We start from the raw sequence: 11,646 nt of genomic DNA on the forward strand, positions 1-11,646 counted from the left end.
AGTAGATCGTAGTTGGCGTTGAAAATCGTACGATTGGTGGCGGGAGACCGCTCCATCGCGAAACCCACAGATTTGGAAGCCCTGTTCTCTTACCAGCGGGCAGGCTAAATCGGGTCGTCAGGTCACGATAGCCCGCCAAGCACCGCCGTTCGTGCGCGATCCTCGTCGGCAGAAATGGTCGACGAGTAGGTTCAAATCGTGGACGGGATTTGAACCTGTGGAGCCAAAGCGCCACCGCAAAATGTCGTGGCATGCAGCCCCCCGCGACCAGTTAACAGGGGGCTCTAATCTGACGACGGCGGCGGTGGCCGGCGACTTCGAGGCTAAACGTGGGTTTATGGTGCGCTCGGAGGGCGGCTCCATTCATCGTAACTTCAACAGCTTACCAGGATGGTTGAAGCGACTAAGTCCACTTCGCGCTCAAAAGTGCTTTTCGGCCCTGGCTCGGGCAGGACGTAGTCGCTTTGGAGGCGCCTCGCCCTATTTTCGTGAGGGCTCCTGGCCACTGATAACGGTCTGGTTGCAGGCTCGAGTCCTGCCGGGCCCACCAATGAGATCAATAGTTTACTGCGTCTTCGTTGCCCGTGGCGCGATGACCGCACCAGAAACCGCACCAGATACGTGCATTTTTCGTTCGTGCGCATGTTCGCGAAAGCGTCAGTCAGACTTGAGTGATGGTCGGGTGAATAAGGCTTTTAGCAGATCCCGGCCTCGCTACACTGGAGCATCGCTCTGGAGAGTGGCGCTAGCAATGACCGCCGTTGTTGCTTCGACGACCATCCAGAAGGACCACAAAGCCATGGTCAACACCGCCACGAGGCTCAGGCACGTCAGGCAGTACAAGACCTCTTGAGGTGCTCGGCCCGAAGCTCTCCATCGGGGTCACTCTCCGGGGCCAGGTCTCGAGGTTGGGCTCCTGGTCGGGTTGACACCGGTCGAGCTCTTCGCCGTGGGGATTGCCATGAGCGCCGCCAGATGCGCGAGGAGTTCCCTTCGTCCGAAACGGACGAAGATCAGATACCGGACGCCACCCCATCCGAGTTGATGCGAGACAGCAGTTGAAGCAATCGATAATCCGATACGCATGCGATCAACTGCCGGAGAAAGCTGTTGAGCCCGCAAGAGCAATAGTCTACGGATAATTCTGCTACCTGAAATTGAACTCGAATTTTATCGATTCTCTCGGCCTCAATGCCGGCCGTCTTTGATTGCCGAATAAGGTGATCCCCGCGAGGGAGAAATGCCATTTGATTGACAATCTTCGGGTTGGCAAGACTGCCAACTTTCACAGCCTGAAACGTTCGTTAAGCAACGCCGCGGTAGATGACCTTTTCCGTCAGATCCGGGCTGCCCAACCATCTGCGTCTCAAAACCTGTTCCACCATCGCCGCGAGCGGGCAGGCGGGGTTGTCTGGTCGGCCATCTCCTTCCTGTACGATCGTGTGCCCTCATTCATGCTGGAGGAAAGCACTGTCCGCGAACGAGTCTGCGGTTTTGTGCTTCTCGTCGAGCACCGCGATCATGCTGCACTCTTCAAGTCGAAGCTTGATGTGCCAGCCGGGTTTGTTACGCGCTACCTCGGGCGCGTCCCTGCTGAGCGCATCGACACGGCGGTCGCCCGACAGGACGCGATCTTTCAAAAGATACGCCTTCGCAACATGTCGGTATCGAAGCACGCCATGCGGAACAAGACCTTCGAGGCAGATGATTTGCAAGAAGTCATTGGACCCGCCGGGGCAAGCCGCTACGTTCCACAAGCTTACGCCGTGCGATCGGGCTCGGAGCATTTCTCCACTACACCCAGCACTGGACGGATCGCTCAGCGCTCGGACCGTGTTGATCACCTCACTCTGATCGACTACGCCAAGGCGGTCATAGACGAGCTCGTGGCGGACAAACGTACGCCAGCCACATTCATTCGTACGTTTGCTCGCGCCATTGACCTGGCGAGCATCTCTGGCATTGCACGCCCGACGATTTTTGCGGTCAACGTCGCCAGCCTTGCCGAGACCCTGCATGAGAGCCGCGAGATACGGTTTGTGCGGCGGAACGGCGACCGATTTTCAACCTTGAACAAGCCCCAGAGCGACCTAGTTCTCGCCGAGCTCGACACGGTGCTTGCCGTCAACGGCGACGGACAAGCCATGGATCTTTCGTCCAGCACCGACGGCGTAAAGATCGGAATGATCGCGATCAACAGGTCTCGTATCGCCTTACGCGATCTTCAACTTCATCATGGTACCGATGTCGAAGTTGAAAGCGCCGCTTACCCGCTCGGACAGGATCCGAATCGAACGTCGCTTCGCCGATATCTCGATCGCGAGAACGCCTTCATATTGCTGTTCGACAACCTCTCCCTCGCTTATATCGATGGGACGTTGTTTCGTGACGATGGATTGGCTGACGGAGGAAAGACATTCCTGCGCTACTTGCACACGGCCCCCCTGCTCGCTCAGGTGGTCGACGAAAAAGGCACCTTTACCGAAGAGCATACCGCCTTCGATGCCGACTCGACTTTTGGAGCGATCCAAGCCTCGATCGCGGATGGCGACGAAGTGCTGGTTTGCGATGACCTTGGCGACGAATGGGCAGACTTCATAGGGCTCAACAACACCAGCAGTCCGCCCCGGATCACGTTCTATCACGCCAAACACGGCGAGCTCTCGCTGGGTGCAGGTGCGTTTCACGTATCCGTCAGCCAGGCGATCAAGAATCTCCAGCGAATGAGTCTACCGGCTGCAGCAACCGGCAGGAAGGTCTCCCGCTGGAAGAAGCCATACGTCAACGGTGGTGTCACCACATCGATTTCGCGCTTGTTACGTGGAGACCCAGAGCAACTTGCGTCGGACTTCGAGCGCGCCCGGAGCGCACCTGACGCGATCCGTCGTGTGTTCATCGTCACATCGTCATTGAGCCGCGCCGCCGTCGAGCAAGCGTTGGCTGGCATCGCTCTCGGCCGGACTCCCGATCCCTATTTCGTGCAACTGTATTGGTTGCTGATGTCGTTTTTCTCGGCCTGCACCGAAATGAACGCGCTGGGCTATGTTGTCTGTCAGGAATGAAAGCTGACCGTCTTGCGACGTGGACGAATCAGCGACCAGGAGCCAAGCAGCCGAAGCTCGGCGAGTCCGTTCCTCAACATGGGTCGAAAGTCGAATTTGGCCTGACAGAGGATGTGCGCATCGTAGGCGTGTGTGTCTCGGGAGAACTGCGTGGGGCTGTATAGGAAGTGGTGCAAAGCCGCCAGAGAAGAGAATGACCGCAAGCGTTACTGGACGTTTGCCGAAAAAGCCGGCGGCCGCGATGAGATTCGCAATGATCTCGCCGAACGAATTCGATCGCATTACGACCGCCTTGAACGCATAGCCAATGACGTCCAGCGGCTGGGCTATGAGGCCGCAGCCGACATCTTGCGCGCCGAAATGCCGCAGACGTCCAGAGCCCGATCGGGTGACCTCGGCGAGATCCTCGCTACCGAACTGGTCGAAGAGGACATCGGCCTGCGCGTTCCGGTGCGCCGCCTCCGCTACAAGGATGGACGCAACATGGCCATGCGTGGCGACGACTTCATTGGTGCCGGCTATGATAACGACGATGACAGGCTCTGGCTGCTCAAGGGCGAGGCCAAGAGCAACAAGGTTCTGGGCAAGAGCACGGTCGCCAACGCCCGCAAGGTGCTCAACCGCGACAACGGCCGTTGCACCCCCGACTCGCTGCTATTCGTCGCAAACCGCCTCCTGGAGAGTAGCGATGCCAATGACAACGAACTCGGTCGCAGCATTCGCGATGAAGTTGGCTTGAAATCGCTGCGCGCGGATCGGATCGACCACATGCTCTTCACGATCTCCGGCAATGGTCCTCACGCCTCGCTCAAGGACGATCTCGACGCGGCCGGAACGAACCGCGACCAGTACGTCGTGAATCTCCATATTGCCGATCATCAGGACTTTATCGCGGAAATATACACAGAGGCGGAAGACCTTGGAGACGAGTGACGAACTGACCGCGTTCCTAACGCGGGCGACCCAGGACGGCATCCTCGGCCGGCTGCTGTATCGCGGTGCCGCCTGGTCGTTGATGCGCAGCGACGGCGTGTTGCCGCCCGGTGCACCGCCGCTCGGGTTAACGATCGCGACTGACCTCGCCGAGCACGGATTCGCGCTGTTGCGCGCGGCTATGGCGCTCCGCAACAAGGCCGGATCGTCGGAATTGACGAGTAAAGCGTTCGAACGCGCGGCCAACGCCTTCGAGGCGCTGGTTCGCAACGGTGATCCGCAATCACCTGACCGCGGCTTTCTGCGGACCGTCGCAGCCGCAGCCTATCATTTGGCGGGCTTTTCCGCGGTGGCTTATTCTCTTTTCAACGAGGCAGCGGAGGATCTGAACTCCTCGCCTGGCGAAATCGCCATCAGGCAACTCATCTTGCGCGACCTCGATCGGTTGCGCAGATTCGTTCGCCAATGGCTACAAGATGCTGCGCATAGCGACGAGCAATTGGCCGCCGCACTACGGAGCGACGACCCAGATGTCGATGAGATCGTGTCAACCATCCTGAACACGACCATTTGCAGAGCGCTGGCTTATTTCGATTTCGCGCTGGAGACGGGCGAACAAGGCCCCATCGATACCGCGCGTGGTTTGCTGGCAAACGCCGTCAGGTTGGCCGACGGCGCCGAGAATGTACCGCTGTGGTGGATGACCAATCTCTGCCGCCATCTGATCGACGACCTTTGGCAGCACTCGTTACACGAGAACCTTCCAATTGCGCCGCCCACGGGGACCGAGAAGATATACCCTGATTTGCGGCAGCTCTTCATTGGCTCGCTTTACGCGCGCAAAAGCGCGGAAGTGGAGCTTTGGCCGTCGCAGCGCGAGGCGGCCCGGCGATCGATCGACGTGACCGACGACCTGGTGGTTGCGCTCCCCACCAGCGCAGGAAAAACGCGCGTCGCCGAAATCGTAGCGCTCATGACGCTCGCCTCCCAGCGCCGCGTCCTGATCGTCACGCCGCTGCGGGCGCTGTCGGCGCAGACCGAACGGTCATTCAGGAAGACCTTCGCGCCGCTCGGATTTAGCGTGTCATCGTTGTACGGAGCGAGCGGCCTTTCGTCGGGCGACGAAGACGCCCTGCGTTCTCGCGAGATCGTTATCGCGACACCCGAAAAGCTCGACTTCGCACTCAGAAGCGATCCATCCCTGATCGATGATGTCGGCCTCATCGTCCTCGACGAAGGGCACATGATCGGCCCCAGCGAACGGGAGATCCGCTATGAGACGCTTGTGCAGCGCCTGCTTCGACGATCGGACGCAGCCGACCGTCGAATTGTCTGCCTTTCTGCCATTCTGCCGAGCGGTCACGAACTCGACGATCTCACGGCCTGGATTCGCTCCGACCAACCGGGTGATCCGGTTCGATCGGACTGGCGCCCGACACGTCAGCGATACGGCGCGCTCACCTGGCGCGGAAAGGACGCATTGCTGACGCTCGATCTCACGGACGGCGGCCCGTTCATCGATAAATTCGTGACTGAGAAGCCGCCGCGCGGGCTGGAGAAGAAGTCCTATCCCAGAAAGAACTCACATCTGACCTTGTTTGCGGCCTGGGAGTTTGCTGCCCAAGGCAAGCGCACCCTAATCTTTTCGACCCAGGCCAATTGGGTCGAGGGATATGGCAAGCAAGTCGTGGATCTCTGTAAACGCGGCTATCTGGGGCCGCTGCTCGACGATGAGGCGCTGATCGCCAGAGCACTTGAGGTCGGCAAAGAATGGCTTGGCGAGAACCATCCGGCTGTGGCGGGCCTGAGGGCCGGGGTCGCCATCCACCACGGACGGCTGCCGAGCCCGTTCCTCCGCGAACTGGAAATCCTGCTCGCAGAGGGCGTGCTGAAGGTGATCGTCGCCTCCCCCACGCTTGCCCAAGGCCTCAATCTGAACGCCGCGGTGCTTCTGGTTCCCGCTCTCTATCGCTCGGGCACGCCGATCACCGGCGAGGAGTTCGCCAACGTCGCCGGCCGCGCAGGGCGCGCGTTCGTCGACGTCGAAGGGCTGATCGTCCACACCATCTTCGACAAACCGGACTGGCGAAAGCTGGAATGGAAGGCGCTCGTCAGAGCCGCCAAGGCTCGGGTGCTAAAGAGCGGGCTGATCCAGATCGTTGCCGAAATCCTCGCGCGCTTGTCCAAGGAGGGGATCTTGGGGCGAGACGACGCTTGGGAATACCTCGCCAACGCACGGGACGCCTGGAAATCGCCTGGCGAAGAGGCGGCGGTAGCCGAGCGATTGGCCGCTGGCGCGGAGTACGATGAGGATGGGGACGGAGGCGACGAGGAAGAGGGTGACGATGAAGGAGAGCGCGTCGAGGAAGAGCCGCTATCCCAGCTTGTCGAACGCCTAGATGCAACGGTGTTCGGCCTGATCGAAGCTCTCGATGCAGATCGCGCCGACCTCCCCAGATTGCTCGATGAGGCGCTGAAGGGGTCTCTGTGGGCCCGCCAAATCATGCGTGAAGGTGACGATGTCGGCGCTCTGCACATGAAGGTCCTTCAAGCGCGTGCCGATCTGATCTGGAAGGCGACAACCCCGCAGTCGCGCCGCGGGCATTTCGCGATGGGCGTCGGCCTCGAGGCAGGCCTTGCGATCGACGCCATGGCCGTCGAATCGGCCAAACTGATCGATGAGGCGGATAACGCCGCACTGCGCGGCGACGCCAAGGAACTCGCACAGGCCTTATCCGGCCTCGGCGAGCGTCTCCTGTTCATGCGGCCGTTCATCCCCGACAAGAAGAATGCGCTGCCTGCGAACTGGAAGACCATCCTGCGGCAATGGGTATCCGGCGACGAGGTGTCGAAGATCGGCCCACAGAATATGCGGGTCATCGAAGAAGCCTTTACCTATCGTCTGGTCTGGGCGCTAGAGGCTATCCGAACCCGCCGCGTGTCGCTCGGCTGGTCGCCGGATATTGTGGCCGGCGGAGCGGCCGCGGCGCTCGAAACAGGCGTTCCCGATTTTATGATGGCGATGTTGATTCGGGCGGGCCTGCCGTCGCGGCGCGCTGGCATGGCGGCCGTCCGGCAGGGCAACCCCTCATTCTTCACACCGGCAGACATGCGGGTGTGGCTAGAATCTAACGAGATCGCCACGCTCACTGCGGCCGGAGATTGGCCAACACCAGAAACCGCGTCGCTGTGGGAGCGCTTCAGGACCGAGGCGCTCAGCGGCGGAATCCAAAAGTGGTCGATCGAGCGCGATCACCGACTGCTGGACCTCGATAAGAAAGCAGCCCCACCCAAAGGATTGTACCGAATCGTCTCCGATGAAGGCGATGGCCACACGTGGCTGACAACGCCGGATTATCAGCGCGTCGGTACGTTCACCAAACCAATCTTTGATCCAAAGCCAAGCTTATCCTCGGGCAGGCTGCCAGGGAAAACCAACCTTGTTGCAGTCCTGCGCGTCGGCCGAGCCACGATCCGATGGCCGCACGCCGCCGCCTCATCGAGCGGGACGAGTGCCGTCGGCCAGCACCCGGCAAACTCAGTCGACAATGATTGGACTTCCAAGGAGGCCTGATCGATAGGCTGAGAATATGCATCGCCTTTTTGCATCGACGTTAACGCGGCTAGATGAACGATCTGCCGCACCCGGTTGGCAGTCCAGTGTGGGGACTTCGCTTCCGTGAACCGCACGTCACTCACGAAGACGTGCAGGTGACGAACCTGCGACACGCTGAGGCAATGTCCCCGACGGGTAACCGTACGATCCGTTTATGGTGCGCTCGGAGAGCGTTCGCATTTGCCGCGATTTCAATGACATGCTGAAAGCAGCGTACTCGTAGGGAGCGTTTTGCACGTATAAGCGTCTTTGGACCGGCCGCGACGCGTCGTCGATCCAATGGCCGAGTACGCGCGCACGATTTTGCTGTGTGGAAATGCTCCAAGCTCGTCGCCATAGGTTGCTTCATGACCTGCAATCGCGGCAAGGCAGATGCGGACAGTCGCAAAGGCACTCCGGAAAATAATCGTCACGTGCGCGCCTCGTGACATCGGTCCCCGTCGCCGGGCTAAAAAGCGGACAGCTGACGGATTGCTCCGCCAGCGTCAACATTTCCCGGCGAGCGATCGCCGTACATGAGTTGCGACCGGGCCGGGTTACAAAAAGGGGGACTTAATCATCGTCTGCGAATATGTTGCGCGCCTCAAATCGTCCAAAAGAGGTGGCCACCTCCTCAGTAAGGAATCGGAGGGCAGCCAAAACTCACCAAGAACGATGGATCTCTATGCCGGATTCTTGCGATTTTACTTCACGACGGCATCCACCGCGGCCATCTGATTCCTAAAAGCTATCTATCTGGGATTTCGGTCAAGAAGCCCCCCTCCCGCCAGCCCACTCCATCATCGCATTGAATTTTCTACGAATTTGTTCTTCATCCAAGCCGTGCCCTAGCGCCTGTCCCACGGGTTGCGCCAAAGGCGGACGGTCAATTCGAGGCGATGTCGGCTCGTTTACCGTCCCCCAAGATTAGCCGGTTACGCAAATTAGAGCCGACCGAATCGGAGCGCCATGCGGCCACCTACCTAGGGCAAGAGACAGGTACCAGCGATGTCACTGCAAGAAACAAAGGATCATCTTATCCAGCTACTCGCCGATCCAGAAAACAAAGTCATCGCGCTATCTGGAAAATGGGGCACGGGAAAAAGTCATTTGTGGCGCGAGGTCCAAACAGCCTCGACCGACGACACTACAAAGGGCGCCCTCTATGTGTCTCTGTTTGGCCTGTCCGACATCGACCAACTGAAGAGAAAGCTTCTTGAGTCGCTGGTCCCTGCTGCCGAGTCCAATCCCGGTTTATGGGAGGGTGCCAAACAGGCAGTGAGCTCTGGCATGAAGGTTCTGGAAGCCTTTCACAAGGGATTCGGGGCCATCAACGATTTGAGCCTCTTGCTGGCGCCGGCCATGCTCCGCAACAAAATGATTGTGATTGATGACATCGAACGCAAGCACGAAAAGCTCCGCGTCGACGAGGTGCTGGGTTTCATCGACCAGTACAGCCAGCAATACGACTCACGATTTGTGCTGATCCTCAACAGTGATCAGCTTGCGCAAAGACCAGTCTGGGACACCCTACGGGAAAAAGTGATTGATCAGGAGATCCGTCTGCTTACAACTCCTGAAGAGGCTTTCGATATTGCAATTGGGCTCACATCTTCCCGTTACTCTGCCCAGATAAAGAAGGCTGCCGGCACCTGCGGGTTGACCAACATTCGCGTCGTTCAAAGGGTGATCCGTTCCGTGAACCGGATACTAGGTGAGCGCAATCTCGCGGATGCAATACTCGCGCGCGTTGTGCCGTCGATCGTTTTGCTCACCGCGATCAACTACAAGGGCATCGATGACGGCCCCGACTTTCAGTTTGTCTTAGCCATTGGTACCGCGAGTGATATTGCTGACCTCATACCAAACAAGGACAAGAAGCCTGATGCCGAGGACAAGCGTCGGGCAACGTGGCGGCTCCTGCTCCGGGAGTTGAGTATCAACCGCTGCGACGAGTTCGAAACGCTCGTAGTGCAATATCTGGAATCAGGCCAATTCGACGCGAGCAAGGTGACCGCGATTGTCGATCGCTACGTCGCTGAAACCGACAAGATGGAAGCTCACCACAAAGCTGATGAGTTGCTAGATCGTCTTTACTGGGACCATCGCGCGGAGGAAGCTGAGCTGGTCGCACAGGCTGAAAAGCTAGTATCCGTTGCACACCTGCTCCACGCCTACACGGTCACCGATTTGGACAAGAGTCTCACCCAACTGGCCGGCGGTAGTGCGGTCGGGCGGAAAATCGTGCAAACCTGGATAGGTGCTTTCCTCGCGGGACAGCCAGAAATCGACCATGACGCCCCGTACCGCAGACCAGTCCACCCAGACATCATAAACGCGATCTCGGCGATCAAAGCTCGCACCCAAGCTAAAACTACGGTGTTCGATGCCTGCATACACATCATCAAGCACAGTGGATGGGGCACCCTGCAAGAGGTTGTAATGAAGAACGCGACCGTTGAGGATTTCGAGGCAACGATCAAAGGCTTGGCGGTCGATGATTTCCCGGTTTTCGTGCGACGCATGCTGGAGATACGACTTCAGCGAGAATCATACATCGCTCACTTTGGATCGGCCCCGGATCATTTTGTGGAAGCGTGCCGGAACATCGTGGATGACCCCCACTCCGGACGGCTCGGATCTCTTGTCAAACGTCTCTTCGACGAAGTCAACCTCGGAGCGGAGTTGACTCCTCAAGCCAACCCAGCGGGCGCCGGGATAGACTTGAGCGCTACGGCGTGAGCACAGACGCTGCCCTGAATCACGAGCTGGGCAGTGTCTTCATGATGGCTGTCTCATGCTCTGCTACCAGCGCCTGAAACGCTTCGAAAGCATCATAACAATGGTGGCACTGCGGAACGATGGCGTCCGCGATGCGCTTTAGCTCAAGGGGCTTCGTGAAGCCCATGACATAGTGCCAGTTGCCCTCAGCATCCTTCTTCCGGGTGATGAACTGGGAAAGCCCCATCATGACGTGGGGCGCGAAGCGATGGTTGTGGCTGTGACGAAAATCGAGCGTCTCGGCCTCGAAGTCACCCTTGAATATCTTCTCGAAAGCGTCCTTGCAGCGAGGGTAAGCCAACCAATGCTGCCCGTACTTCTTTGCCTCCTTGAAGCCGATCTTCTCATCCTCCGGCAAGTCGTCACTCCAGCGGAAATTGGGCACCGCCTGATTGGCCTGGTGGGAAAGATGCGCAATGGCAAAAATAAACCGGGATCGAATGGCGTAAGGCAAGGAGAGCGCATCGGTGGCGATTGGCTGGATGAATTCAAGCAACGCTTCCATCCGATCATCATCACTCAGCGACGGCAATACCAAATCCCACGCTCGAATTCGAGCGAGGTGGTTGGTTAAGTTGTTCACCGCATTCGCGATCTCAATCGCGTATTCCGTGAACATCTGGCCGTAAATCACCCACGGGAAGGGCAGCGACTTCGGCAGCCGCCCCCACTCGTAGGGCATCATCCTTCCCTCAACGGGCACCTGCGGCAAGGCTGCTAGGTATTTACCGTAAAGTTCGGCACGTAGATCGTTTTGCTCATCTGACATCGCCCGACCATAACGAAACCATTGAAGCCGTCCACGCTGAAATAGCAGGAACGGCCTCCTGCCATCCGCCACCGTCCGCGAGATTGCTCTTGCTGTCCGCCACCGTTTCCGGTTATCCGGACGTCGTCCAGAAGTGCGCGGCCATCGCGACCAATCCCGGTTTCGGCCGGGGCGGGGCAATGCGTCACATGGACGAATCGCCACAGCAACAGAACCTCACCCTTTCGATCCGCGAAGCCCGTGCGGCGCGACGTCGGTCGAACTTACCTGTATCGCGCCATGCAGGCGGGCGAGCCACCAACGAAAAAATGCGGCCGCCACGTTCGTATCCTGCGCCCTGATCCTGAGCAGTGGTTGCGGGACCTCCCGCCGGCCCTTCAGGCCAAAGCCGCGCCTGGCCGCGGGCGATCGCAAGCCGGATTGGCTCGCGCGGCCGCAGGCGACGTGATCGTCATGCGTATCAACGATCGCAATGTTGTCGACCCGACGTCGCTCAATCCACCCGT

The 11,646-nt window shown here is 58.9% G+C and carries 6 protein-coding genes; 5 read left to right on the forward strand and 1 reads right to left on the reverse strand.

The window, feature by feature from the left end; genetic code table 11:
- The first annotated feature begins 1,247 nt into the window (after positions 1-1,247).
- From QMZ05_RS11335 to QMZ05_RS11350, 4 genes are all read left to right on the forward strand, one after another.
- The gene (locus QMZ05_RS11335; protein WP_353700828.1) at positions 1,248-3,062 is read left to right on the forward strand and encodes a hypothetical protein; all 1,815 of its coding nucleotides are present in this window, start codon (positions 1,248-1,250) and stop codon (positions 3,060-3,062) included.
- Between the two features lie 150 nt (positions 3,063-3,212).
- Positions 3,213-3,995 (forward strand): DUF1837 domain-containing protein, encoded by a 783-nt coding sequence (locus QMZ05_RS11340; protein WP_353700829.1) that lies wholly within the window; start codon positions 3,213-3,215, stop codon positions 3,993-3,995.
- Positions 3,982-7,569 carry a DEAD/DEAH box helicase gene (locus QMZ05_RS11345; protein ID WP_353700830.1) on the forward strand — a complete coding sequence of 1,196 codons (3,588 nt, stop codon included), beginning with the start codon at positions 3,982-3,984 and terminating at the stop codon, positions 7,567-7,569. Before QMZ05_RS11340 ends, QMZ05_RS11345 begins: the two co-directional genes overlap by 14 nt.
- A gap of 1,029 nt (positions 7,570-8,598) precedes the next feature.
- Positions 8,599-10,332 (forward strand): P-loop NTPase fold protein, encoded by a 1,734-nt coding sequence (locus QMZ05_RS11350; RefSeq protein WP_353700831.1) that lies wholly within the window; start codon positions 8,599-8,601, stop codon positions 10,330-10,332.
- 19 nt (positions 10,333-10,351) lie between these two features.
- Here QMZ05_RS11350 and QMZ05_RS11355 read toward each other — a convergent pair whose 3' ends face one another.
- A complete protein-coding gene (locus QMZ05_RS11355) occupies positions 10,352-11,140 on the reverse strand; it encodes an integrase (protein ID WP_353700832.1) in 789 nt (262 codons plus the stop codon).
- An 89-nt stretch (positions 11,141-11,229) separates the two neighbouring features.
- Here QMZ05_RS11355 and QMZ05_RS11360 point away from each other — a divergent pair, with 89 nt between their 5' ends.
- Complete coding sequence (locus QMZ05_RS11360; RefSeq protein WP_353700833.1) at positions 11,230-11,481, forward strand: hypothetical protein; 252 nt, start codon at positions 11,230-11,232, stop codon at positions 11,479-11,481.
- Positions 11,482-11,646: the final 165 nt, after the last annotated feature.

The sequence above is a fragment of the Bradyrhizobium sp. INPA03-11B genome (assembly GCF_040446015.1).
Lineage (GTDB): Bacteria > Pseudomonadota > Alphaproteobacteria > Rhizobiales > Xanthobacteraceae > Bradyrhizobium > Bradyrhizobium macuxiense_A.

Coding starts and splice junctions, on each gene's coding strand:
- QMZ05_RS11355 (WP_353700832.1), bottom strand. CDS start 11,140: ATGTCAGATGAGCAAAACGATCTACGTGCCGAACTTTACGGTAAATAC.
- QMZ05_RS11350 (WP_353700831.1), top strand. CDS start 8,599: ATGTCACTGCAAGAAACAAAGGATCATCTTATCCAGCTACTCGCCGAT.